Origin of the sequence: Coprobacillus cateniformis (genome assembly GCF_009767585.1) — a bacterium.
Lineage (GTDB): Bacteria > Bacillota_I > Bacilli_A > Erysipelotrichales > Coprobacillaceae > Coprobacillus > Coprobacillus cateniformis.
On record NZ_WSNW01000001.1, the window covers coordinates 1247592 to 1272853 of the forward strand.

Genomic DNA, 25262 nt, shown 5'->3' on the forward strand with positions numbered 1-25262 from the left:
ATCAGTCGGTCATTTTTTGCGGACAGTTCATACATGCTATCCTTTTCTGTTCTCTGCTCCTGCGTTTGCTCTCGTTTGATTTCTCCCTCCGTATCTTCTTGGCACAAGCAGGACAATACCTTGATGCACCAGAGCCCGGGACATATTCAACGCCGCACACCGTACAATTTTTAGCGGGCATTGCTGCCCACCGTTTTGTAGGTATGATATGTAATTCATCGACAAAGCCGATGAATTTATAGTAAATCTTGATTTCCTGCTTCACTGTTCCGTCTGCCATCTTCTCACGCTCCGAAACAAGTATCTTGTCTATGAGTGCGTTTATAACTGTTGCATCCAGTTCTTTTAAGCCTTGATAATTTCGGATAAGGGCGAGGAAGTCACGGATTCCCCGTGATTTCTCGTAGCTTTCATTAAGAGTTTCCGTCACCTCTTTCAGCCTTGCTTCAATTTCAAGCTGCTCTTTCTGGTATTTCCCCGACATCATCTCAAAATTCCGCTCGGTAATACGCTCCATGACCTTATCCTCGTAGAGAGAGGAAAACAGCCTGTCCAGTTCCGCAAGGCGTTTGTTCAGCTTCTTACGTTCTTTCTCTAATGCTTTCGCCCTGCTCTGGTCTGTTTCCGTGAGCCGCTTTTCTATGGCCCTGACCGCCTTTTCATCATTCACTGCCATATCCGCAAAACAGTTGATGTCGGCAAGAACGGCATTGAATAAATCCCTTGCTTCTATATTGTGGGCACTACACTCGCTTCTTCCGTTTCTTGCATAATTATTACATGAATACTGTACACAGTCGATAATCTCTGGGCGTTTCCTCCTGTGTACGTTCATTGCCCGCAGAGCACATCCGCAGTCCACACACTTGATAACGCCTGCAAAAATATTTACAAATCCTCCCTTGTTCTGTGGAAGCCTACGACTTGTAATAAGCTGTTGGACAATATCAAATTCCTCCTGCGTGACTATTCCCTCATGGGTATTGGGTATCACTTCCCATTCTTCGGGCAGCTTAGAGGGGCGTTTCTTGCTTTTCATATTGGCGGCAATCCGTTTGTAGCCTACAAGATTTCCCGCATATATCGGGCTTCTTAAAATGCTCCTCACGCTGTTCCCACTCCAAATATAGCGTTTGTCCTCGTTCCCCTCAAAATGACGTTCAAAGCCTGTTTCGCCACGCTCCGCCGCATAAGCGGCAGGGCGTAGGATATGCTGTTTATTAAGATGTCTGCAAATTTTGGCAACTCCATTCCCTTTTAATGCAAGGTCGAATATCTCTTTTACAACATGTGCCACTTTATCATCTATCAGCAGATGGTTGTGGTCGGCAGGGTCTTTGATATAGCCATAAGGGGCGGTAGTTCCCATGAATTTCCCCTGTTGAAACCTCGCCCGATATGCCGATTTTATCTTAACAGATATGTCAGCGGCATACATTTCGTTTAAAATGTTGCGGAAAGGCGTGATGTCCATAGCAGATTTATTCAAGGTATCTACGCCGTCATTGACCGCTATATACCTCACGTTATGCTCTGGGAAGAAAACTTCCAGATATAACCCACAATCAAGATAGTTTCTCCCCAGACGGGATAAATCTTTCGTAATCACGCAGTTTATCAGACCGCTTTCAATGTCTTTTATCATATTCTGGAAACTTGGTCTTTGGAAATTTGTACCAGAATAACCATCGTCCACATACGTTTTTGCTATGTGCCATCCCTGCTTTTTCACATAATCCGTGAGGATGGATTTCTGTGTCGCAATGCTCGCACTCTCGTTATCCGTACCATCGTCTTTAGATAAGCGGCAATAAATGCCGACTAAATAGATTTTCTTTTCTTCTTTGATTCCTGCCATACTGTAAAACCTCCGTATCTGTCCTATCTGTTTTCATGTCCCATTGCGTACATTCTAAGCGGACAGCCCCTCATTGTCGAAGGTGTCGCCCTCGGCAATCTTCTTCCGAATATCCTCGGAGATAATCGGGACAAACGCTTCTGTAACGGTCTGTGTGCCGACATATTCACGGCTGATTATCATCTGCACTGGTGCTTTTGGCACGATACGCTTTCTCTTTTTATCTGCTTTCTTATCCTCGCCCATACTTAAATCTTCCTTTCCAGACAGGGCAGGGAAGAGTTTGGAAATGTCCCCGCCCTGCCAATCAGATACCATTAATCCTCGCTGTTTAATTCTTTCTGTAATGCTTTAAGGAGTGCCGCCGCTTCATCAGCGTTCAGCGTGATTCCCTTGCCGCACTTTTCACGGTTCGGGGAAAAGCTGCGGATGTCATACTTCGGCTCTTTCCCATTCCATGAAATGAGATTGATTTCCTTTGTGTAGCCACTGTCGCCCGTAGACAATACTGCGATTTCCTTTACGATTTCATACTGGATTTCTCTCATTCTCCATACCTCAACTCTCTGTATTTACTTCCCGAAAAAAGAAGATTAGCGGCTGTCACGGTTGCGTTTCCTCTGCAACTCACGCTCCAAAAGTTTGATGATGGTTTCCTCCATCTGCTTCGGCGTTGTGTTCTTCGGAAAGTATTTTTTCAGCTTGCTTGTGTTGATTTTCAAGGTTTCTTTCTGGTTGCCCTTTTCCTCCGTCATAATCGCAAATATCGTATCCATGTCAAGCCGCCCGCTCTGGCTTAACTGTTTCATCCGCTGTGCCTGTGAGAGTGAGGGCGTTGCTTCTTCGCTCTCCATCGTGGCAAAGAGGTTTTCCTGCTCGTCTTTCTTCAAGAAGGACAGTTCCACCGCAGGCGTGAGGGCGATTTTCCCCTCGTCCACCATCTGCAAAATCGGCGGTATCAGTTCCGTCAGGCGGATAAAACGCTGCACGGTCATCCTGCCCACGCCGAAGCCCTGTGCCACCTTGTCGTCCGTCCGCAACTTCGTCACAACTTGTGACGAGGTTAAGTCTGTGCGGAAACCCTGCCGCTTCATGGCTTCGGATTTCATCTTGTAAGCAAACGCCCGCTCCGATGGCAGGATATTCTCACGCTGCAAATTGCTGTCTACAAGGGTGATGATGGCTCGGTCACGGTCTAAGGGCAGGACAAACGCAGGCACGGTATTTATCCCTGCAAGTTCAGAAGCACGGACACGCCGCTGTCCTGCAATCACTTCATAACCGTCCCCGTCCTCTTTCGGGCGTGTGATTATCGGCGTGACAATGCCAAATTCCTTGATGCTTTCCGCTAACTCTGACAGTGTTTCATCTTCTGCCACATGAAACGGATTGTCGGGGAACGGGTACAAGTCTTTGGTCTTTAACACCTTAAAATCCTGTTTCTTCATTCACATATCTACCTTTCTTTCGCTCTGCTTCTATGATTTTTCTGCAATTCTTCCAACACTTCGGGCGGTATTTTTGACAGCAGCCGCCCCATCTGCTCGTTGGTTCTCTGCAATTCAAATATCTTCTGATTCGCTTTCTGCACCTTTAGTTCCTGCTCGTACTTTTCATCACGCATACGCCCCGCATAGTCTGATTCCTGCCCAATTCTCTCTTTCAAACTGTCGATATACGCCTGCTGTTTCCCGATTTCCTTAGAGAATTTCTCCACGTCTGGCAGCCATGCAGAGAGTAAATCTAACGCTTTATCCCTTTTCTTCCCTGCGTTAAAGGCGTTGATGTCGGATAGGGCAGACACGATTTCTTCATACTGTTTATCAAGCCTGCCGCCTAATTTATAGAGCCATGTGGGGACGTGTTTCCGCTTGGTTTCCATTGAGGACTGCCCCCGTTCAAGCTGATTCCACCGTGAGGACATCCGCTCATGGTAGGCGGTCTGCCACTCGGATAATGATTTCTGGTTGCCTAAGATAGCTTTCGCTGACAGCTTATTGTCTGGCGTAATCGGCACAAAGCAGAGGTGCATATGGGGCGTTCTCTCGTCCATATGGACGACAGCGGAGAGGATATTCTGCTTTCCAACACGCTCCGAAATGAAGTCAAGAGCCGTCTGGAAATACGCTTTTTGTTCTTCGGGCGGTAACTGGTTCATAAATTCTGGTGAAGCTGTGATGAGCGTTTCCACCATCATCACGCTGTCTTTCCTTGTCCTGCACCCCGCTTCGGCTACCATGCGGTTAATCTCTTTCTTGTAGGTGTACTTTGGTGGTGCTATGAGATGGTAATTGTTTTTAGAGCGTTCCATATCTATATCTGGGTTGCTTTTGTAGGCTTCTTTCTTCCGCTCGTTGTGGCGTTCACAAGCCGCAACGCCGCCCGCTTTTCGTTTCTGGAAACGCAGGATTGCATAAGGCATAGGCGGATTCCTCCTTTCTTTCGGCGGGTGACCGTCCTTTGGGGTGACAGCGGTGACGGTGGTGACAGCAGTTTTGGGATACCCCCTGCCGACTGCCGCAACTGTCACCCTCACCCCCTGCATGACGGTCATGTCGATGATGACGGTGTTTTTGGGATACCCCCCTCGCAAGAGCCGTCACCGTCATGCCGCCATTCTTTTATCCGAAGCCGTAAGGCGTAGGATAGCAGGGCACAGCCCTGCCTTAAGGGAGTCCAGAGGGAACGTCTGGCACACGACTTTGCAGGGCAAAGTGTAGTGTGTTACACCCTGTAAACGCAGTCGGAAAAATCGGAATGATTTTTCTGACCGCAGGGGTGGTTTTACACGACCGAAAAGGGCGAGTAAATCTCACGCCTGCATTTTGCGTTTACGGGGTGTTCTCCCGTAGGGATGACAGCGGCAGGGTATCCTAAAATCACTGTCACCACCGTCACTGCTGTCACCCGCAGGGCAGAGCCGCCAGCTTTACATGGCTTTAAGCGTCAATGACAGTAACAGGGGGGTATCCTAATATCGCTGTCACCACCATCACCGCTGTCACCCGCCCTCCTTGCAAGGGCAATCCGCCTGCCGTCTTTCCTGCGGCTGTACTGGTAGCAGATACGGTTCTCGCTTAAAAATGTGGTGCGGTATTCATTCAGCCATTTCGTAATCACCGTGGGTATGGTTTCCGTTTCCCCCATAGCGGCTAACAGTTCCGTTGCCGTGCCTATCCATTCTTCCTTATCCCTCATAAAATCCACCAACCGAAAAAGGACATCTGGTATCGTTTCTTTCGCAAGCTGCTCCTGCGTTTTCCGCTCCACAAGCTCCCAACGGCAATCACGGAAACGCAGCGTGTATTCCTGATAAGGCGTGTCCCTGCCCGTCACATACAGCTTGGCGGTGTCAGACGCACGTTTCTCCTTTTCCAGAACAAAGGTAGCGTCCGCACTCCCCGTTAATCCTGTCGTCCCAGACACCTTGTTGAACACGTCGCTGTCATTCTGCTTTCGGATGTGGTGTACGACAATGACCGCCAGAGAGTGCCTGTCGGCAAAGTCTTTGATGAGGGAGATGTCCCCATAGTCGCTTGCATAGGCATTGTCTTTTGAAGCTGTACGGACTTTCTGCAAGGTATCAATGACAATGAGCCTGCTGTCTGGGTAATCTTTCAGATAATCTTCAAGCTGCACGATAAGACCGTCTGACAGCTTGCAGCTTGCCACGGCAAAGTGGAGCCGCCCGCTTGCTTCGTCCGTCAAACGAAATAACCTGTCCTGTATGCGGCAGAACGTGTCCTCAAGGCAGAGGTAAAGCACATCGCCCTCCATTGTCGGCATATCCCATAAAGGGATTCCCTGCGACACGCATAAGCATAGCTTCAGCATGAGCCAGCTTTTGCCTATCTTCTGTGAGCCGCAGAACAGCGATAAGCCTGTCGGGATAAGGCTGTCCACCACAAAGGATGGTTTCTCAAGCGGTTCATAAAGGAGCGTTTCGGCGTTGACTGTCTGTAACTTCTGCATGGCTTTCCTCCTTTCGGGCGGTGTCTTTGTTTTCGTTGCACATAGGCGTTGACCTCCTTAAAAATAGATTTACTCCCACGGAAAAAAGTGAGAGTATGTAATGCCGCCAATCCCACACAAATAAAAAACAGATTTCTTTTTCGGGCGGTGTCGGTCACGGTTGGAGATATTTCTTCAATTTCCGCCTTTACTTTCTCCTTTGCAATCGCAACAGATTTCTGTATTGCCGAAGCGGTGCAATGCTCCATAGCGGCGATTTGGTAAAAATTGAACTCATACTCGTAGTAGAGCAGGAAACGCCGCCTTTGTATCTCTGGAAGGCTCCCAACCGCCTTATAGAGCGTTTCATTCCGTTCTTCCTCAACCATGCGTTCATCAAGGCTCTTAGGCACACGCAACGCCCGTCTGTAAAGGGTTTCGTCCCATACCTCGTTAAACTCCCTGTGCCGCTCGTCCCATTAGAAAAGATTCCTGTTCCTGCGCTCCATCTGCCGAAACTCCATAAAGAACTGTTCCGACACTTCCAACTCGTGGGATTTGCCCTGCCCGTCCTTAAAGCTGATAAAATACCTTGTGCCGCTTTCCGTGGATTCCTCCCGAAGCGTGTATGCCTTAACCCTGTATGCCATCCTGTTGTCCTCCTGCAAAAAATGAGTGAGGGGATTTCCATCCCTCACCCAGTAGCCCGCAGGATGGCAGGCTGTTTTAGAAGCTATAAAATTTTCCGCAGCTTCTTCCGCAGATGGTCTAACCTCGCATAGATGGCACCAGTCGTCAAATGCACAAGCGGGGCAATCTCCTTTGTGGAATACCCCTGCATTTTCAGCAGGACGATTTTCAAGGTACGCCCGTCCACCGTGACTAATACTTGATAGAGATTTTCGCTCTCAATCTCTTCCAGTAACTCCGCAACCGTACCCACTTCCGCCTGCCGCTCCCTGCCTGCCATGTCCTCAAGATATTCCGCAACGTCATTCGTCCATCGGTAAAACCGCCTGTTGGAATTGAAGTCTGCCCTGTCCGCCATGCGTATCTGCTCAATGGTCGCTTCATCAACGCCGCACTCACGCAGCAGCTTTTCCTCCGCTTCTTTCCAGATACGCCATTTCCTGTCCTCCCGTCCGTGGTTGTATGCCATTCTTACTTCCTCCAATCAGAATTGATTGAGAGGGCAGAGAAAAGCCCCCTCATCTTCCCAAAGGAAAAAACAAGGGGGCTGAACGCCTTAAATTTTAATTTTCTATTATCTTTCTTAGTTTTATTAGGATTCTGGCTTTGCGTTTGTTTACAACGCTCTGGGTTATGCCCAACCTCGCCCCGACTTCACGCTCGGAAAGTCCGTCAAAAAAGATTGCCTGTATCAGCTCCTGTTCACTATCCGACAGCAAAGGCAGGGCGGCTTTCAGCCTGTCCACCATGACCGCATTGACAACGGTTTCTGCAATGTCCACCGCTTCATCAGTGATAAAGTCCAGAGGATTCCCCTCGCTGTCCGTAAATCCGTCGAGAGATAGCAGTCTATTCTTTGTATCTAATTTTTGCAGATAACGCCACCGTTCCTTGTCACGGTAGAAGTCTGTGTATTGCTCCCTCACGACTTCAAGCAGACAGCCTTGAATGGGGATAAACAGCTTGTCCATATAGGTCTGGTCGGATTCCCTGCAACGGCAGAACTCCGTGTAGGATAATTCCACATAGCCGCCACTTTCTCTGATATATACCTTTCTTGGTGCATATTTCACCATAAATACCTCCCATCTGAATTTTTGAAATGTAAAAAATCCAGATGGAGAGGCGGAGAACGACACCGCATATCAGAAACAGCCCTACGGCACTTTCCAACAAAAATCGACAAAAGAAAAACCGCAAAGGCTCTGTGACCTTTACGGTTATAGGAAATAGTAATTCTATTGTATGGAGATTGTACTTCTACTTTCAAGGTGAGAAGTACCGTTGCACTGGCAGAAATTTTTTTAACTGGTTTCCTGCCGTTCTCTGATATGCTATGTATTGATAAATTTTGCTTCGTATGAGCAGATAGATAACTGCCCGAAAAAAGGACATAAAAAAATCCCTCCAAATTTAAAAACAAATTCAGAGGGTAATTTAGGGTATAACAAAATAACCCACCCGAATATCGTTTTTTTTATTTGGTGAGTTTGTTCTTTCAAATACGAAACAAAAAGAGCCGATGATTCGTGAATTGTTCCACAATTTCATCGGCTCTGCGTCTTAAGCGTCTGGCTCTTTGATGACAGTTATCTTCAAGTTGTCAACTTTAATCAATCTTTCTTGTCTGCATTTTGGACAATAAAGGGGATAATTCTCCAAAACAGTGTCCTTCCTAATTTTATTACGGGTTTTGCTCCCACAAACAGGACACAATATCCATTCGCATTTCATCATAATTAGTCTCTAATCCTTTCAAATCTCATTTTATATGACTTTTGCAAGCTGTTAAGCTAACTTGTGGAACATATGCCGAACCTTATCTATACGGCTATTCGGGCGGCGGGGTTGGCAAATAAATTTACCAATAGCTGGCTGGTATCCTTTTAACTCTGTCAAGCAGACTCCCTGCCCATTTGTGAAATAAGTTAAATCGTTCCTGTATTCTTGAATACATCTAGCAGGGATTTCTCCTTTCAGAATGACCTCGTCATTCTTTATCTGAGTACTTACAATATCTGCACAATACCTTGGAGCATCATGATACGCCCGTGAGAGATATTCCTGCGGTGCATAAATTTCAAAGTGGAGATATGGCTCTAATAGTTCTGTCCCTGCTTTTTTTAAAGCCTGCTCCAATACGATAGGGGAAAGCAGCCGAAAGTCTGCGGGGGTACTTACAGGACTATAATACAATCCATATTCAAAACAGATTTTACAGTCTGTCACTTTCCATCCATACAGCCCCTGCTCGCAGCCATAAAGAACCCCCTCCATAACCGCATTTTGGAACGATTGATTTAAATATCCAAGTGAAACTCTGCTTTCATACTGCACTCCGCTTCCAATAGGGAGCGGCTCTATGGACAACCCGACAGAAGCCCAGAAAGGATTTGGCGGGACTTCTATGTGGATGGTATATTCTGCTTTTCTAAGCGGTCTTTCCATATATATAACAGTAGGCTCTTTTATTTCTGCCTCCACATGATATTTTTCCTCAAGGATGGCACAAATGACTTCCATCTGCACATTCCCCAAAAAAGAAAGTATAATCTCATGCGTTGTAGTATCCACATAATATTTTAAAAGAGGGTCGCCATCTGAAATTTCTGTAAGTGCCCCAAGCAATATTTCCCGCTGTTCAGATTTCTTTACTGCAATCGTTGTTTGGAGCATAGGGAGAGGATTTTCAATAAATTTTCTCTGCGGCAACAGTATTTCGTTCCCCAAAATACTGTTTAGCTGCAAAACATCATTTGGTAAAATTACAATATCACCAGAGCAGGCTGTATCGGATGAATATAATTCACCGTTTGTCGGAACACACATCTCTGTGATTTTTATTTTCTCTTTTTCAGATATTCTAATAACATCCCTCAAATGCAATGTTCCGCTATATATACGCACATAAACAAAACGCCGCCTTTTCTCTGAATATTCAATCTTAAAAACCTGCCCGCATAGTTCAGATTGACCTTCAGGCGTTGATGAATAAAATTTACTGGCAATTACTTCTATAAGCTGCCGAATCCCCAGATTGTTTTTAGCGCTTCCGTGATAAACGGGAAATAACGTTCCGTTTTGGAATCTCCTGTTTTCTTCCTGTTCCAGTTCTGACATTTTAAACGGTTTCCCTGACATATATTTCTCTAATAGTTCATCGTTTCCCATAATTACCGCATCCCACTGTTCCATATCGTCATTGTCCGTTACATTTATATGGGGATGCTGCCCAACCTTTTGCTTCACTATAATTTCCGAAGAAAGCTTTGCTTTCATTTCCCGATATACCATTGGCAAATCAATCCCCTCTTGGTCAATTTTATTGATGAAAAAAATTGTCGGAATCTTCATTATCTGTAGTGCATGAAACAGTATACGGGTCTGTGCCTGTATGCCATCCTTTGCAGAAACTAATAATACTGCTCCGTCTAATACGGATAAAGAACGGTATACTTCCGCCAAAAAATCCATATGGCCTGGCGTATCTATAATGTTGACTTTTACATCCTCCCACTGAAAAGATGTCACTGCTGTCTGGATAGTGATTCCCCTTTGACGCTCCAAATTCATTGTATCTGTCCTTGTTGTGCCTTCATCTACGCTCCCTAGTTCTGCAATTGCACCACTGGTATACAATAAACTTTCCGTTAATGTTGTCTTTCCTGCGTCAACGTGAGCCAGAATGCCTAAGTTAATTATTTTCATGTGATTTTCCTCCTATCAACACCCAAAAAAGGGCATAAAAATACCCAGTGATAAATACTCCTATCACTGGGTAAATAACTCCAATAGCCCCAAAACACTTATATGTTTTCGGGCATATAAAATTACATGATAAAAGTATTCTTAAACTGGGTACAAAAAACTAAGCCCCATATTAAAAGTGAAACGGGACTGCTACTTTTTGTTCCCACTATCAAATTGACAGTTTATTTAAGAATACCTTGCCGCATATTTATTAACTCCTTGTATAATACTGAATCTAATTATATTCCTTAACCCTTTATTTGTCAAGCTGACAAACTAAAGCAGAAAAAGCGGCAGGATTTCCCCCTGCCACTAATCATCTGTTTATGCAAAAATAATTTCCTTTTCCACAATCTCCCTCGCACAAGCCCTTATGTTATTGAGGCATCCTGTCCATTCTAAGGCGTTTTCTGCCTTTAGCTGTTCCGTTATGCCCTGTGCCTGTTTCATACCCTCTATGAGCCTTTCAAAGCGTTCCTGTGCCTGTCTGTTGATGTCGGCAAGGTAGGCGTTTAGCCTGCCGCTTGTAAGAAGATTGGTGTATGTAACTTTACGGTACTGTTTTAGATAATCTAAATGCCGTTGCCCCCAGATGCCTATTGCCTGTTCTTCTTCGGCGGGTACAGTTAAGCACGGTATCAAATAATCCCCTTGCCTTTCGTATTTGCCGCCCAGTTCCTCAAATAATGATTTTGCCATTGTCTGTTACCTCCACATTCTTTTTTATTTTGAATGTCCGCAAAATCCGTCCTACATCTGAAGGTCGCCACGGACAATCCACGTCGTGAAGTGCGATAAGTTTGTCCTGTACATTCGTTCCTGCTCCCATCTTCTGAGTAGAGCCAAGAAGCACCCTGACTTCTCCCTTGCGGGTCTTTTGGAACAGTTCTTTTTTCTTCATATCCGTGTCGGCTTCGTGTATGAACTTCACTTCACTTTCAGGAATACCTCTCTCAATTAGCTTCTTCCTGATGTCGTTATAGACGGAAAATGTGCCGTCATTCTTCGGAGTGGACAAGTCGCAGAATACAAGCTGTGCCGATTTCTTGTCGGCATTTTCTTTCCATATCCGATAGATGTTATCGACGCAGGCATTGATTTTACTGCCCTCAAAATCAGGCAGCATATCGTTTAGCATACGCTGGTCAAGAGCCAGTTTTCTTCCGTCATTTGTGATTTTCAGCATATTATCTACGCTTGAATCCACACCGCCGCCACGCACCTGCTCGGCTCTCTCTGCAAGGGAAGCAACCATTTCCTTCTGCATTTCCGACGGCTTTACTGCAATGTTATGGTACTTTGCTTCCGGTACTGGCAGGTTCAACATATCCGCTGTCTTAATGTCCGCTATCTCCTTGAACATTGCCATTAGTTCAGGCAAGTTATAGAATTTTGCGAACCTTGTCTTTGCTCGGTATCCCGTTCCTTCGGGAACGAGTTTGTCAAGATGATTTTTGTAAGTTTTCTAAATTCAAATATTTATCTGCTGAAAAAACGCCTAACATCTCGTGTCGGCATATTTCTTGAAACACCGTATTCAAAGGCTTCTTCGCACTTTCCGATTGCTTCACATTGACAATAAAAGTTGTTTTGCCTATTCGCGTTGTATAAGATAAAGTGTTTTCTTTCATATAGTCCGTTTCTCCTTTTCATAAATTGACTGTGGGGCATTCCGTTTGGAACACCCCACAAATACAGCCTGTTTCATCGGAACATATCAAGAAGTCATTAAGTCGTGAGTATAATGGAAATGGTTATCTTTCCATACCACGCTTGTTTCTTCGTGCCTTAATACGCTCTTGTCTTTCTTTTTCCCTCGCTTCTTTTTCGGCTCGTTCCTGTGCTTCCTTAAAAGAAAAAAGTTGCTTCACTTTTTCGGTAAAAAGTTTAGCAACTTCGGGGAAATGCTCCAACGCTTCAAGAAAAGGTCTGCACTTTTCTTTCAGTTCGTTGTATTTGGTTTTCATTCTCTCCAATGCGTTTGCACTGTCAAAATATTTCTGTCGGTAATAATTTGCACTCTGCTCCAACTTATTGATTTCCGCACGACTGGTAATTCCCTCTTTTGCAAGGGCAGTCAGTTGTGAGTAGTCCTCTTTGGATATTGCCATCTTGCCCGTAAAGGTTTTCTGTCCCATACCGTCAATCTCGTTTAAGGTCTTTGAGATATGACGGGCAGGCTCATATTTAACCTGTTCCTTTTGAATACGCTTCTGCAACTTCTCCAATCGTTCTTTGTCCTGTTGGATTTGATATTGCAGGGAAGTTAAATGCTCTGCTGTACTTCCGTATTCGCCACGCTGAAAGCCTTTGAACCCTCGTTCCGTCATATAATTAAACAGTTCATCTTGCAGTATGCTGTACGAAGCTCGAAACATCGGCTTGCCGTTCTTCTTTAACAATGGATTTCCTTTTTCATCGGTCATTGGAATATCCGATTTCCATTTCTTTGAATGGCTTATCTGATTAACCACTTCCTTGACCGTTCCTCGCAGTTCGGGGTTTTTACAACGCTTACTCCATAAGATTTCTTTCTCCACAACAGGCAGAACCATTGCGTGAAGATGATAATGGTAAACCTCTTTTCCCAGTTCCTCGGTTGCGGCTACATTGATTTCATCAGCGTGCATTACTGCCGATATAACATTATCAGCACCGAATTTTTCTTCGATGAAATGATAGGCTTCTTCATAAAACTGCTTTGCATATTCATAACCACCGTTACGCTCGAAGTACATCGTATTCACATCAATCACAATCTCATTGAAAAGGGTAGCGTCTTTCCTCAGTCCACGAAGCGATACTAACCCGTCTGTTTCCATCTGCTTTAACTGCTCCATATAGGTTGGGACAGTCGGTTTTTTGAAATGCACATTAAGGGCTATGCGTTCCGTAATCACATTCATATTTTCATAGGTTTCATTCTTGCGTTCATTGTGCCTTTCCGCCTTGCTCACATCAAAAGCGGTGTACTGTTTTACCCTTGCACAACTCATATCCGCCTTATTGGTTTTTGCCATTTTTCTCTCCTTTCCAGACAGGGCGAAGCCATTACACAACATTCTCTGAATGTGTGTAACCCACTATGACACTTTCAGACTTCGTCTGCAAAGATGTCGTGGGCAAGGGTGTTCCCCCTTGACCTCCTTTTGATACCTCCATCATAAAAACAGACTGTCCCGCCATCAGACAGCCTGCTTTTATTCTCTCGGTATATCGCCCATCGGCAAAGACCAGTACCACAGAAAGCCTTGTTTTCGGGAGATAACTCCTGCTTTCTTCTTTGCCTTTTTGATGGTCGATTTTTTGAACCCAGCGGCTTCAAGTCTTTCTTCGCAATCCGAAGAAAGCATTTCTCCGTCTTTCAGCATTTCCAAAAGAAATTCTTTCGCCTTGATTTCCTTTTCGTTCGGTCTGCCCATTTTGGGTGCGAGGGATTGGAACGCTTCTTCTGCTGTCATTTCCATTTCAGAGATAAAGTCCACTCCCTTTTCTGCCACCTCAAAAAGAATTGCCGAGCCTGTCGGGGCAAGGTTAGATTTCACTTGCACCATATATCGTTCCGCTGGTGCTTCTTTGTTCGGTGTGCGTGTGATTGCAAGAATACTTCTTGCAGCACCCGCAATATCAATCGAACCGTTGGTGCGATAAAGAGGATTTATATCTCTCATCTTGTTCATATGGGCGATAATCACGATGGCACAGCCAGTATTTTTTGCAACTGCAATCAAGTGATTAAACTCTGCCCTTGTTTCGTTGGCATTGTTCATTGAACAGTTCTCTCCGATATAGGAACTCATCGGGTCAAGAATTAAAAGTTTTGCGTGATACTTTTCGATTGCTTCAGCAATACGGTTATCTCCAAAGGATAAAGACTTTTCATCTTCCTTGATGAAGATAAGGTTTTCTCCGTTCCCACCGGCAGAGTTAAATCGGGGTACTACCGTATCGTCTGCATCATCTTCCGTTGTCTGATAGATGATAGTCATAGGCTCATTTTCTTCCGTTTCAGTAAAAGGCAGAGGTTCGCCCTTAGAGAGCAGTGCGGCGATTGACAGCATTAACTTGCTTTTTCCATCGCCCGGATCGCCCTGCAACAGCGTAACCTTGCCGTACGGAATATACGGATACCACAGCCATTTCACTTCCTTCGGCTCAATCTCACTTGCCTTAATAACTTCGAGAGGGACATTTACATTCATTTCATTTTCCATTTGCTTCATTTTTCTTCGTTCTCCTTTTCGATAAATACTTAGGGCAAAGCACCACGATACAACGGAAACTCTGCTTGCAGTCATTACTGCATTTTCTGCAAAGTTCGTTGTAGGTAATGCGATTTCTTTCGTTCAGAAACAATGCCCAATCTTGTTTCCGTTTCTTACTCATTCTCGGCATATCAATCCTCCTTTCCGTCTGAAAATAAAAAAACCACAGGAAAGATACTCAGAGCCTTGTTTCTGTCATTTTTCGGGGCGAAAATCGGGCAAAATTGCCTTTCTAAGCCTTTCAAAAAAATCACGCAAGGTATTTGTACTAACCTGTGGTTATGTATGAAATTGTAGGGTTTGGGGCAACAAAAAACACCGTATTTCTACGATGTTTTCTGTCATTCAAGTAGCAAAAAACGTGACCACTAAAATTATAATCATAAGAACAGGCAAAAAGCGAAGATACCGTTCTAATAGAGCTTTTTAGACTTGTTTTTTGGGGCTTTATATTACTTTCCCTATTTTTTAAGGGTATAGGGTGTTACATCAAGTTCTTAGTATATGAAATTTGCAGATTATTCTTGGATTTGGCTCAAATCAAATGCACCGTTCTCAATCAACTTCAAAATTGTGTCTGCCAAGTTGTTTTTTACAGTTTCACTTTCATTTTCAACGCCAGAATACTCTACATAAATAGTGTTCTCTCCCATATCAAAGGTTGCATAATATATTACGGTTTTGACACCTTGACTATTTGACTTTGTTACGAAATATCCTGCGTTGATATCAACGCCGTCTACACTTGAAGTGATTGTATTTCCATCAATGATAGTATCTAATAGATTTACACCCTGTTTAGAAACTACCATTCTTGTATCATCAATTTTTCCCTCAAAACCCAGAATATTATGATTGTCAGCATCAAAATAAGCATCTGCGGTAACAGGCAAGTCTGCAAAAAGCATTTCAATTTCAGCATCGCTCAAAGGTCTTGTTGTTACATTTAAGTTAATTGAAGATTGTGATAAGTCATTTTTAACAAAAGTAATTGTTTCTCCATCATTCAGCGTGGCAATATCGTTTTTTGTACCAAACAGATTGCTTTGAAAAACTCCCACTCCAATCACAGCAACGAGTACGAAGCAAGCTGCAACAGACACCCATTTTTGCCGATTAGTTATTTTACTTGTTTTTTTCATAGGTTCAGCCTCCTTAATATACTGATTATCGACATTTCCCAATGCCCTTAAAAGTTTCTTTTCTTTCATACAGAGATACCTTCTTTCTCTAACAATTTTTTGAGTTCGTTCCTTGAACGAAATAATGACATCTTGATTTTGCTCTCGCTCATACCATATTCCGTTGCAATTTCTTTAATGGGCGATAAATACCAATATCTTCTCATAAAGATTTTTCGCTGTTCTAATGACAGGGAAGAAAGAAAGCGGTTGAGAATATCCGTTAGAGCGATTTCTTCAACAATGTTTTCTGTACTATCCAACGATGGTATGCACTCTTGTATTTCATCAAAAACCAATGGCATTTGCCCACCATTACGTTTCTTTGCATTAAGCAGTTCGTACCTGTCCAAAGATAGGTTGCGAGTAATCTTCCCTAAAAAAGTTTTTAGGACAGATGGACGGTTAGGCGGTATGCTGTTCCAAGCTCTTAAATAAGTATCATTTACACATTCCTCGCTATCTTCGTCATTGTGAAGAATATTAAAGGCTATGTATCTGCAATACTTTCCGTATTTTTTTGAAGTTTCGGATATAGCAGCTTCGGAGCGCTCCCAATATAAATCTAATATCTGCTTATCATCCATAGGCTTCTCCTCCTTTCCCTTGTATTAAGGCCTTTCACCCTAATAAACGGGAAAAATGTGTCAAGCGTCACTTAAATTCAAAAAATATTTATTCAAAGATTAGCTTTCATTTTTTGAAAGAATATAATAAAACAGCAAAAGGCTTACACCTACAAGTCTCTTAATATTCAATGCGGAAAATTACAATTCATCACTCTCATTTTAACACATCATACCATCTTTATGAACTTTCAATTTAACCACTTCCATTACACTCACGACTTAATGACTTCTTGAATACTTCCCGAAAAAGAAAACTGCCATCAGTAAAGACAGCAGTTCCTTTTCGGCTGGTATGCTATTAGGAATACACAATATCGTTCAATACAATCTCATCTGCACAGGCTCGGATATTATTCATCAATCCGACCCATCTCATCATATCCTCCGCTTTCAGTTGTTCCGTCACACCTTGTTTTCTTGCCATTTCCTTTATCAGATACTCCGCCATATTACACGCCGAAGTATCAATTTCAGCAAGGTGTTCATATAACTTTCCGCTTGTAAGCAGATTGCAATATAAGACTTTCCTATGCTCCCTCAAATATCTTTCCCTCATTCTTCCGTATTTTGTGAGCGTAGGCGGTTCTTCGTTTTCTATCGTCAAGCAGGGATAGTAATAATCTCCGATGAGTTCGTACTGGATACCAGTTCTTTCGTCTGTAATAAATCTTTGCATTCTGATTTCTCCTTCTGCTTCTTGTGATAAAATTCCAAAGACTTCTCGTTATGGTTTATCTTTTGACATTCTTCGGAACAGAATTTCTGCTGACTGTGTGTAGGCCAGTAGGTACTGCCACACACAGCACAGACACGCTGACGATAATAATGATTTCCTTTTTCAGCTTCTCTGTCGGCTTTTGTCTTGTCCTGCCTTGCCTGATAGCAACAATCTTTTGAACAGAATATCTGTCGGTTACTTGTAGGCACAAACTCTTTTTGACAGTGAGGACATATCTTTGTCTTGACGATTTCTCCACCGTTTTCAGCGAGTTTTTTCGCCTTTCGCTTCTCTCGGTAGGCTTTTTCACGCTCACGCTGTTTTGCCAAGCGTTCCATCTCAATCTGTTCTTCCTGTGCCTTTATTTCAGCAAGTTCTTCTTCTGTATAGGCAATATCGACCTGCCCGACATAGTTGAAGTAAATATCAACCTTTTGTGTCCTTGCTTTTCCCACACCCTCTGCTTCATAAACCACAATCTTGTCAATGAGTTCAGCAAACATCAAATCGGAAATTTCTGTCGGCTCTTTGCACTTGCGAATTAAAGAAATGAAATGCTTAATATCAACAGCATTTACTTTTTCTTCGGTAAGTTCCTTTTCCATTTCCTCAATCTTCGTTTCCAGCTCAGCCTGTTCGTCATCGTACTGCTTCATCAGTTGCTTATACTGTCTTTCGGGCAGTAATCCCGAAACAAGATTTTCATACAAGCCACGAATAAGTTTAGACAATTCATCGTATCGCTTCTGAAAACGGTGCAATTCCGATTTATTGTGCTTTGGCTTTTCTGTCTGCTTTTCATTCCAAAGTGCTTGAAGTTCCTTTGCAAAGGCTTCTTCGTCATTCAGAACAAATCTTGATAATCGTTTGACAGCCGATAATATCAAGGCTTCAACATTATCAGCACTAATTGAATGGGCAGAGCAGGAGTTTACTTTGCTTGCATATCCGCCGCAACGGTAAGAATACTGCACCGAACGGTCTTTTTTACTGTAATGCGTTTGCAGGGTCATTCTTCTGCCACAATCCGCACAGTACAGATAACCGCTTAAACGGTTGCTATGCGTTCCTCTTGCCGCTGTCCTGTTCGCTCGTTTCTTTCGCTTCTGAACGCTGTCCCAAAGTTCCTGCGAGATGATAGGCTCGTGCGTATTATAAAATACATACTGTTCATCTTCATCGGTATTCTTTCTTTTGTGCAGTTTGAAATTGGTGCTGACCGATTTACGCAAAACAGTATGACCGAGATATTCCTGTCTGCTTAAAATCGCTCTTATGGTTGACATTCCCCAAAGATACGGGTCTGAAAACTTTGTTCCGTTATACTGTTCGGGGTGATATTCCTTTGCGTGTGCAGCCGGAATTAAAACCTTTTCTTCGGTAAGCAATTCAGCGATTGCTCTCGGACTTTTGCCCTCGTTGGCAAGCAAAAAGATACGCTTTACCACCGCAGAAGCCACAGGGTCAACGACAAGCGTTTGTTTGTCGGTTGCTAATCGGTTATATCCATAGGGAATTGAACCGCTACAACGCTTTCCGTCTTTCATACGGGCGTCAAACACAGCCTTGATTTTATTGCTTGTGTCTTTTGCGTACCATTCGTTCATTATATTCAAAAATGGGGCAAAGTCATTGTCAGAAGCATTATTGCTGTCGATACTGTTATTTATCGCAAGGAAACGGACATCTTTCTGTGGGAACAGAACTTCCGTATAAAAACCGACTTGCAGATAGTTTCGCCCTAATCGGCTCATATCCTTAACAATAATCGTTGCGACATTTCCTGCTTCTACTTCCTTAATCAACTCCTGAAAACTCGGACGATTGAAATTTACACCCGAAAAACCATCGTCAGTAAAATGACGGATATTCGTAAAACCATTTCTTCGGGCGTAATCTTCCAAGTATTGCTTTTGATTGGTGATTGAATTTGACTCACCATTAAGATCATCATCTCTCGACAAACGCTCATAGAGTGCTGTAATCTTTGAACTCCTTGACATTCTCTTATCCTCCTTTCCTTATGTAATCCGATTTAGCATTACAGGGATTACTCCCTCTGCTAATAGGAGAAAATAGGGGTACAAAGCGGAACTGTTTTTCAAGAAAATCAAAATATTTTTTTGAAGTTCCAAGACCGATTTTGATAGCCTATTTTCAATTTAGAAACGCATTATTTATCGTCCTACTAAAGTATAGCCCTCCGGTGTAAGTTCCACTGCCGTAATAGTTTCTCCGAAAGTGGAAGCCCAGGCATCAAAGTGCTGTAATCCATTTTTCACAAGCGTGTTGTACTGCAAATATCGCTGTATCGTGTAGAGTTCCACCATACTGTTTGAGATAGGTGTACCCGTTGCAAATACGGTTCCTCGTCCTCCGGTAATCTCGTCAAGGTAACGGCACTTCATAAAGAGGTCGGAAGATTTCTGTGCTTCCGTCTGTGCGATACCGCCCACATTACGCATTTTTGTATAAAGATAAAGGTTCTTGTAATAATGGCTTTCATCAATATAAAGCCTGTCTACACCAAGTTCCTCAAAGGTTACAACATCATCTTTTTTCGTCTGGTCATTGAGTTTATCAAGTTTCTGCTTGATAGATTTCTTTGACTTTTCAAGCTGCTTTATGGAGAAGTTTTCCCCTCGGTTTCGCTTGAGTTCTGCAATTCCTCCGGTTATCTCCTCAAGCTGCTGTTCTAAGATTGCCCTCTGTCTTTCAATGGACATCGGGATTTTCTCAAACTGTGAATGTCCGATGATAACGGCGTCATAATCTCCGGTTGCAATCCTGCCGCAGAACTTTTTACGATTCTTGGTTTCAAAATCTTTCTTTGTTGCGACAAGGATATTCGCCGCTGGATAGAGCTGCAAATACTCAGCCGCCCATTGTTCGGTCAAGTGATTTGGTACAACAAACAGTGACTTATTACAAAGTCCAAGCCTTTTCGACTCCTGTGCTGCCGCTACCATTTCAAAAGTTTTTCCTGCTCCGACTGCGTGTGCAAGAAGCGTATTTCCTCCGTAAAGGATATGGGCAACCGCATTTTTCTGATGTTCCCTGAGTTCAATTTCAGGGTTCATACCATTGAAGATGATATGACTTCCATCATACTCACGAGGTCTGACGCTATTGAATTTCTCATTGTAGGATTTGCAAAGCCTTTCCCTTCGTTCAGGGTCAGACCATATCCAGTCCTGAAATTCCTGCTTAATCATTTCCTGCTTCGACTGAGCAATCGCTGTTTCCTTTTTATTCAGGACAGCTTTTTTCTTTCCCTCATCATCTTCGATATAATCAAAGATACGCACATCTTTTAAGTTCAGCGTTTCCTCGATAATCTTATAGGCATTGATGCGGGAAGTTCCGTAAGTGTTATATGCCCTTACATTTCCTTTGTCGTAAGATTTGCCCTCCATATTCCACTCACTCGTAAATGGAGAGAAGTGAACTTTGATATTCCACTGTGCATAGCGTGGTGTTTCAAGCAAATGAAAGATAAACTCCTGCACATCGTCCGGTGGCAGCCAAGTTGCACCAAGTCGCACGGAAATTTCACTTGCAGTCAGGTCTTTCGGCTGCACCTTTTGAAGTGCTTCCACATTGACCTTATAATCTTCCGGATAGAGTTCTGCCGAGTTCTTTGCAATTCTCAGCTTCTCCCTGACATTACCCGAAAGGTATTCATCAGCCATCAGATACTTCGGTTCGTAAGCATTACCATACTCATAAAGCGGATTTAAGAAGATAACACCCTTTAAGTCCTCAAAGATTTCATTCTCCGATTTACCGGAAAGCTCCATCATATAGTCCATATCAATCGTAGCTTTTTCTCCAAGAGATACCGCCAATGCTTCGCTTGCCGTATCAACAGAAGTAACCGGAGTATGCGGCTTAATTGTCCTCTTAGAAAACATATCAGCCTTACGCTCCAGTTCTCCGTCCTCTCCGATTATCTCCAATGCGGAAAGCAAAGAGAATGAACTGTCCTGCGAGAAAGCAGAAGTATTTGCACGGCTGTTAATGAGTCCGTACTTACCTGAAAAGGTATCATAAAGTCTGTTTAATCGCTCCTGCTCCGCTTTGATTTCGCTGTCAGGGTAATCTTCTGTCTGCAATTCAATCAGCGTTCTGACGGAATTTCTAATAGCAATCATACCCTTAATTCGGTTCTCTGCGGTTGCCGACACTTCCACCGGAGTCATACGGGAATTTTCACGATAATAGATTTTATCGTCCACTACCGTATAGGAAAAGTTTCGCACTGTTGGGTCTGCCGGAATAGAATTATCTTCCTCCTCCAGTTCTTCCTCGGTTTCATATTCCGTGATTTCTCCGTGAATATTTGCTACCGCTTCATCAAGCTGTGCTGCAAGGTCTGCATTTTCATACGGTACACAAGTTGCTTCCATACCGAAACGCCCCGATACCATCTTCATTTCTCCAAGTATCATTTCAGGGTGCTGCACAAAATAAGAGTTCATCTTAATTCCGTTCTCATCGGTATCAAGATGAACCCAATCCGGCTCAATATCTATCAGTCTGTCTCTCTTTTGCAGGATAAGAATATCCGAAACGACTTCCGTTCCTGCATTACCCTTAAAGGTATTATTCGGCAATCGAATTGCTCCAAGAAGCTCTGCTCTCTGTGCAATATACTTTCGTACTGCTAAAGTTTCCTTATCCATTGTGCCTTTGCTCGTTACAAGAGCCATCACACCGCCGGGTCTTAACTTATCAAGGGACTTTGCAAAAAAGTAATCGTGTATCAGGAACTTATGCTTGTCATACCTTTTATCCGATACCTTAAAATCTCCAAAAGGCACATTACCAACCACTCCATCAAAGAAGCTGTCCGGCAAATTGGTTTCTTCAAATCCTTGTGCCGCAATGGTTGTTTTCTGATAAAGCTGCTGTGCAATCCCTGCGGAAATCGTATCAAGTTCCACACCGTAAATCTTACTGTCCTGCATTGTGTCCGGCAGCATACCGATGAAATTACCGATACCGCAGGACGGCTCTAACAAGTTGCCCTCCTGAAAGCCCATCTGCTCCATTGCCTTATAAATGGCTGTTATTACTTCGGGCGGCGTGTAGAACGCAGTCAACGTGCTTTCTCTTGCCGAAGCATATTCCTCCGGTGTTAATACCGAAGAAAGTTCCAGATATTCAGTTGCCCACGCTGAATTATTTTCATCAAAGGCTTCTGAAAGCCCACCCCAACCGACATACTTTGATAAGATAATCTGTTCTTCAGGAGTGGCAAATCTGTTTTCTTCCTGACATTTTTTAAGAAGCTGTATCGCCATAATATTTCTGCGGAAGCGTTCTTTTTTACCAACTGTTTCAACCTCATTTTCTCTGAGATTAAAGGTATGACGGTCTGCCATAGGCACATCAGGGTGCAGGTCAAAGCCCTTGACCTTTTTCTTATGCTCCCAAGCAGGAACTACCGGCTCAGGCTCTTTATCATAACCGTTTCCTATGCGATACCCCTGATGATACATCTCATCATAGCTGTCAAAACCTGACTGTGAAGCTACTATCTCTCGATAATCCTCAATCGGCATACTGCCCATATTGGTCTGAACTTCTTCCGTTTCATTTCTTTCTTCGGCAGGTTCTTCCTTCACAATCAAATGCTCATTCATCGGGTTCTCACGCACTTTTCTGTCAAACTCTGTGCGTGAAAATTCCTTATTGAACAGTGGCATATCATAGTCATAGAGCATTACTCTCTCATCATCAACAGATAAGATTTCATACTCAGAAGCACCGATATACACCTTATCGCCAAGATGATATTCATACTGCACATCTTGCGGCTGTTCTGCTTCTTCAGGTTCTTTTTCGGCTGGTTCAACCTCCTGCTCCGGTGGTGCATTAGAGAGTATCTCACGATTTCTTTTCATTTCCTCGATTTTGGCTCTGCGTTCCTCTTGACTTTCAAGCCACTGAGGATAACGTTCTTTTTCCTTTGGATTTAAGTATCTGTCCATTCGGATAAGTTCCCCGATACGCTTCTCCACCTGCGACCACGAAAGTGTGATATGTGGATTTTCTTTACCGATGCCTTTCGTAATCGTAATACCTTTTCCATCGTGGCTCTCATCAATGCCTGCCCCGATTATGACGGGATAAGAACCGCCCCAACCGTATTCATTTTTCAAGAAGTCGGCATTTTCTTTTGCAGAAAGGCTTTTTTCAAACTGTTCATAGATACGCATTTTTCCCTCAGAAAATCCGCTTCCATTCGCAAGAACAGCGTCGATAATCTCCTGAGAAAAAACAAAGGCAGAGGTTTTCTTTTCCTCTGCCCGACCGTCTAATATGAATGTCATCTGACCGTCCATTGACGGTAATGGTTTTATGCTGTCACTTAATTCTCCCAGTAATCGCATAGCTTCAAAGTGTCGGGCAATAACAGCCCAATCATAAAAGCTCTGTGCGGTTCTGCTGTCGTATTTGCCCTCCCACAAATGCAGAACGTTTTCAAAGGTCTTGTACCCTACTGTCCCGCCGTCCTCTAAAGTAAGTTCGGTATAATCATTATTGAAAATACTCTTTATATACTCTGTACGGTCTTTGTTATCAGGATTACGTTCATAATAATCTTTGATTTCTTCCAGACTAGCTGACAAATGTGGTGTCGTCCTGAGAATTTCATTGATTACTTCATCACGTCCAAAGAACGGAAGGCTTTTATCCTCATGCGTTCTGTCGTAATACTCTAAGCGAATATCACTTCCGCTTTCACGATTTCCTGTGCCGAGCTGCGAAGGGAGTTCATCAGACGAACCCATTTCATCATATCCTCTGCTTTCATCTGTTCGGTCACTCCCTCTTTCTGTGCCATCTGGCTCAGGATTGTTTCCTCCATCTTGCTGGCTCTCTGTTCCACTTCCGCCAAGTGCTGTGTCAGTTCGCCCCTCGTCAGGAGATTGTAGTAAAGGACTCTGTGATGTTCCTTCAGAAACTCTCTCCTCATCTGAGCGTATCTGCCCAAAGTCACTTCCGGCTGCTGTGGAAGTTTCAGGTTCGGAAGGCTGTAATCGCCCACCATCGTGTAGGTCAGTTCGTTCATTGTCCAAACTCCTTTCGTCGTTATTTTCAACCTTATTGTATTCATTTCTGTCCTGACCGACAATTATGCGATTTTGACGGTTGAGTGCAGTAATTGTTTTAGATATTTCCGTCAATCCCATTTCTGCAATATCACTGGTAGCAAATCCAAGTGCATTGAGTGTTTCCTGCGTATTGAAGTTGGTAACATCTCTGAAATCATCAAGTTCAAAATAACCGTCCGTATCAACGCCAAGCCTTGACATCATCATATATGCCACACTATTTGTCACGACATTTTTATAAATGAAAGCCACAATATCCTCTTCCACTTCCTCAAAGGAACTGCCCTCGGTTGCATAGTAAAGGTCTTGCAGATAATCAGGGATATTATCCTCTGCCGCATTTCTTGCTGCTCCCATAATTGCTTCGGCAAGACTGCTCTTATTCTCAATCTCTCCGAAAGTGCTTTCCAATGTTTCAATCACATCAGCTTCGTATTCCTGACGCATATCCCAAATCGGGACTGTTCTTGAATATCTGCTTTCGTGAGTATCTGAAATATCAAAGTAATGTGTCAGTCTTTGCCGTGAACGGTTCTCATCAGCAAAAACAGCAATACCTCTTGCACCTCGGTTGACCCATCTGCCAAAAATTTTGTTCCACTGCTCTATCTCAAGAACCGCCGTTGCATCAGGTCGCTGTGCATATACAAGAAGCTGTTCGTCATAGCGTAACTTATAATTTCGGCAAGCCGAAGCTAAGAATGCCTGCCAGTTCTGAGGATTTGACACAACCGTTTTGCAGGTGCGGTTGTAAAGCTCAGAAATAAGGTCATATTTTCGTGCCATTACCCTTGCACCTCCTTATCGTTTCTTATCTCTGCTCCTGCATAGCAGGCTCTTTCTTCTCATTGTTACCTCTGTTATGTTTTACTGCTTCATCAGAACCTCCGCCCAAATACGAAAAGAGTTTACCGGACTTTGTATTCTTCTGAAGCTCCATAATCACACCCATATCAGGAATCGTGATATTCGGGATTTTCAGGATTGCTTCCATATCAAGCTGCTGCAACTTTTTCTCCGTATCACAACCGGAGTCAAAGAGTTTATTCAGCACCTTGACCTTATTCTGAAAAGTTGCTTTGTCTTTCACGAAAAT

At 43.5% G+C, this 25262-nt stretch carries 21 protein-coding genes and 1 pseudogene; all 22 read right to left on the minus strand.

Annotation, left to right across the window (positions count from 1 at the left end; all coding sequences use genetic code 11):
* Window position 1: 1 nt before the first annotated feature.
* Window positions 2-1858, minus strand: coding sequence for a recombinase family protein (locus tag GQF29_RS06430; RefSeq protein WP_001820670.1), 1857 nt, complete (start codon window positions 1856-1858; stop codon window positions 2-4).
* Between the two features lie 54 nt (window positions 1859-1912).
* Window positions 1913-2176, minus strand: a complete 264-nt coding sequence (locus tag GQF29_RS06435; protein ID WP_000253176.1) for a hypothetical protein — start codon at window positions 2174-2176, stop codon at window positions 1913-1915.
* On the minus strand, window positions 2176-2406 hold the full coding sequence (locus tag GQF29_RS06440) for a YdbC family protein (RefSeq protein WP_001206986.1): 231 nt from the start codon (window positions 2404-2406) through the stop codon (window positions 2176-2178). Before GQF29_RS06440 ends, GQF29_RS06435 begins: the two co-directional genes overlap by 1 nt.
* 45 nt (window positions 2407-2451) lie before the next feature.
* Window positions 2452-3306 carry a ParB/RepB/Spo0J family partition protein gene (locus GQF29_RS06445; protein WP_000743700.1) on the minus strand — a complete coding sequence of 285 codons (855 nt, stop codon included), beginning with the start codon at window positions 3304-3306 and terminating at the stop codon, window positions 2452-2454.
* 8 nt (window positions 3307-3314) lie between these two features.
* Window positions 3315-4388 (minus strand): MobV family relaxase, encoded by a 1074-nt coding sequence (mobV, locus tag GQF29_RS06450; protein ID WP_014636936.1) that lies wholly within the window; start codon window positions 4386-4388, stop codon window positions 3315-3317.
* Between the two features lie 416 nt (window positions 4389-4804).
* A complete protein-coding gene (locus GQF29_RS06455; protein ID WP_001170964.1) occupies window positions 4805-5830 on the minus strand; it encodes an AAA family ATPase in 1026 nt (341 codons plus the stop codon).
* A 458-nt stretch (window positions 5831-6288) separates the two neighbouring features.
* The gene (locus GQF29_RS19095; protein WP_000331638.1) at window positions 6289-6459 is read right to left on the minus strand and encodes a hypothetical protein; all 171 of its coding nucleotides are present in this window, start codon (window positions 6457-6459) and stop codon (window positions 6289-6291) included.
* Between the two features lie 83 nt (window positions 6460-6542).
* Window positions 6543-6968: an RNA polymerase sigma factor gene (locus GQF29_RS06465; RefSeq protein ID WP_000323895.1), complete on the minus strand. Its 426-nt coding sequence runs from the start codon at window positions 6966-6968 to the stop codon at window positions 6543-6545.
* A 94-nt stretch (window positions 6969-7062) separates the two neighbouring features.
* Complete coding sequence (locus GQF29_RS06470; protein WP_000241709.1) at window positions 7063-7575, minus strand: sigma-70 family RNA polymerase sigma factor; 513 nt, start codon at window positions 7573-7575, stop codon at window positions 7063-7065.
* A 487-nt stretch (window positions 7576-8062) separates the two neighbouring features.
* Window positions 8063-8236, minus strand: a complete 174-nt coding sequence (locus GQF29_RS06485; protein ID WP_002779755.1) for a cysteine-rich KTR domain-containing protein — start codon at window positions 8234-8236, stop codon at window positions 8063-8065.
* A gap of 51 nt (window positions 8237-8287) precedes the next feature.
* Window positions 8288-10207: a tetracycline resistance ribosomal protection protein Tet(O) gene (gene tet(O) / locus GQF29_RS06490; protein ID WP_000691758.1), complete on the minus strand. Its 1920-nt coding sequence runs from the start codon at window positions 10205-10207 to the stop codon at window positions 8288-8290.
* 366 nt (window positions 10208-10573) lie between these two features.
* Window positions 10574-10948 carry a TnpV protein gene (locus GQF29_RS06495; RefSeq protein ID WP_001129922.1) on the minus strand — a complete coding sequence of 125 codons (375 nt, stop codon included), beginning with the start codon at window positions 10946-10948 and terminating at the stop codon, window positions 10574-10576.
* Between the two features lie 7 nt (window positions 10949-10955).
* A pseudogene (locus GQF29_RS06500) lies at window positions 10956-11690 on the minus strand (helicase); the annotation flags it as partial.
* A gap of 1 nt (window position 11691) precedes the next feature.
* Window positions 11692-11880: a transposon-encoded TnpW family protein gene (locus GQF29_RS06505; RefSeq protein WP_054325550.1), complete on the minus strand. Its 189-nt coding sequence runs from the start codon at window positions 11878-11880 to the stop codon at window positions 11692-11694.
* Between the two features lie 123 nt (window positions 11881-12003).
* A complete protein-coding gene (locus GQF29_RS06510) occupies window positions 12004-13269 on the minus strand; it encodes a plasmid recombination protein (protein ID WP_117599154.1) in 1266 nt (421 codons plus the stop codon).
* Between the two features lie 180 nt (window positions 13270-13449).
* On the minus strand, window positions 13450-14472 hold the full coding sequence (locus GQF29_RS06515) for an AAA family ATPase (RefSeq protein WP_173783928.1): 1023 nt from the start codon (window positions 14470-14472) through the stop codon (window positions 13450-13452).
* Between the two features lie 560 nt (window positions 14473-15032).
* Entirely contained in the window at window positions 15033-15725 is a 693-nt protein-coding gene (locus GQF29_RS06525; RefSeq protein ID WP_054690455.1) for a hypothetical protein, read from the minus strand.
* Entirely contained in the window at window positions 15722-16282 is a 561-nt protein-coding gene (locus GQF29_RS06530; protein ID WP_071428839.1) for an RNA polymerase sigma factor, read from the minus strand. Before GQF29_RS06530 ends, GQF29_RS06525 begins: the two co-directional genes overlap by 4 nt.
* Before the next feature lie 340 nt (window positions 16283-16622).
* Window positions 16623-17000, minus strand: coding sequence for a TnpV protein (locus tag GQF29_RS06535; protein ID WP_054325472.1), 378 nt, complete (start codon window positions 16998-17000; stop codon window positions 16623-16625).
* Entirely contained in the window at window positions 16925-19045 is a 2121-nt protein-coding gene (locus GQF29_RS06540; protein WP_117599152.1) for a recombinase family protein, read from the minus strand. The genes GQF29_RS06535 and GQF29_RS06540 overlap by 76 nt, the downstream gene beginning before the upstream one ends.
* A gap of 174 nt (window positions 19046-19219) precedes the next feature.
* Entirely contained in the window at window positions 19220-24952 is a 5733-nt protein-coding gene (locus GQF29_RS18605) for an N-6 DNA methylase (RefSeq protein ID WP_438266054.1), read from the minus strand.
* A gap of 25 nt (window positions 24953-24977) precedes the next feature.
* Window positions 24978-25256 (minus strand): hypothetical protein, encoded by a 279-nt coding sequence (locus GQF29_RS06550; RefSeq protein ID WP_008789319.1) that lies wholly within the window; start codon window positions 25254-25256, stop codon window positions 24978-24980.
* Window positions 25257-25262: the final 6 nt, after the last annotated feature.

What these genes read in the sequence shown, in the direction of transcription:
- GQF29_RS06430 (WP_001820670.1), bottom strand. Translation starts at nt 1,858, where the DNA reads ATGGCAGGAATCAAAGAAGAAAAGAAAATCTATTTAGTCGGCATTTAT.
- GQF29_RS06435 (WP_000253176.1), bottom strand. Translation starts at nt 2,176, where the DNA reads ATGGTATCTGATTGGCAGGGCGGGGACATTTCCAAACTCTTCCCTGCC.
- GQF29_RS06440 (WP_001206986.1), bottom strand. Translation starts at nt 2,406, where the DNA reads ATGAGAGAAATCCAGTATGAAATCGTAAAGGAAATCGCAGTATTGTCT.
- GQF29_RS06445 (WP_000743700.1), bottom strand. Translation starts at nt 3,306, where the DNA reads ATGAAGAAACAGGATTTTAAGGTGTTAAAGACCAAAGACTTGTACCCG.
- GQF29_RS06455 (WP_001170964.1), bottom strand. Translation starts at nt 5,830, where the DNA reads ATGCAGAAGTTACAGACAGTCAACGCCGAAACGCTCCTTTATGAACCG.
- GQF29_RS19095 (WP_000331638.1), bottom strand. Translation starts at nt 6,459, where the DNA reads ATGGCATACAGGGTTAAGGCATACACGCTTCGGGAGGAATCCACGGAA.
- GQF29_RS06465 (WP_000323895.1), bottom strand. Translation starts at nt 6,968, where the DNA reads ATGGCATACAACCACGGACGGGAGGACAGGAAATGGCGTATCTGGAAA.
- GQF29_RS06470 (WP_000241709.1), bottom strand. Translation starts at nt 7,575, where the DNA reads ATGGTGAAATATGCACCAAGAAAGGTATATATCAGAGAAAGTGGCGGC.
- GQF29_RS06485 (WP_002779755.1), bottom strand. Translation starts at nt 8,236, where the DNA reads ATGATGAAATGCGAATGGATATTGTGTCCTGTTTGTGGGAGCAAAACC.
- GQF29_RS06495 (WP_001129922.1), bottom strand. Translation starts at nt 10,948, where the DNA reads ATGGCAAAATCATTATTTGAGGAACTGGGCGGCAAATACGAAAGGCAA.
- GQF29_RS06505 (WP_054325550.1), bottom strand. Translation starts at nt 11,880, where the DNA reads ATGAAAGAAAACACTTTATCTTATACAACGCGAATAGGCAAAACAACT.
- GQF29_RS06510 (WP_117599154.1), bottom strand. Translation starts at nt 13,269, where the DNA reads ATGGCAAAAACCAATAAGGCGGATATGAGTTGTGCAAGGGTAAAACAG.
- GQF29_RS06515 (WP_173783928.1), bottom strand. Translation starts at nt 14,472, where the DNA reads ATGAAGCAAATGGAAAATGAAATGAATGTAAATGTCCCTCTCGAAGTT.
- GQF29_RS06525 (WP_054690455.1), bottom strand. Translation starts at nt 15,725, where the DNA reads ATGAAAGAAAAGAAACTTTTAAGGGCATTGGGAAATGTCGATAATCAG.
- GQF29_RS06530 (WP_071428839.1), bottom strand. Translation starts at nt 16,282, where the DNA reads ATGGATGATAAGCAGATATTAGATTTATATTGGGAGCGCTCCGAAGCT.
- GQF29_RS06535 (WP_054325472.1), bottom strand. Translation starts at nt 17,000, where the DNA reads ATGCAAAGATTTATTACAGACGAAAGAACTGGTATCCAGTACGAACTC.
- GQF29_RS06540 (WP_117599152.1), bottom strand. Translation starts at nt 19,045, where the DNA reads ATGTCAAGGAGTTCAAAGATTACAGCACTCTATGAGCGTTTGTCGAGA.
- GQF29_RS18605 (WP_438266054.1), bottom strand. Translation starts at nt 24,952, where the DNA reads ATGGCACGAAAATATGACCTTATTTCTGAGCTTTACAACCGCACCTGC.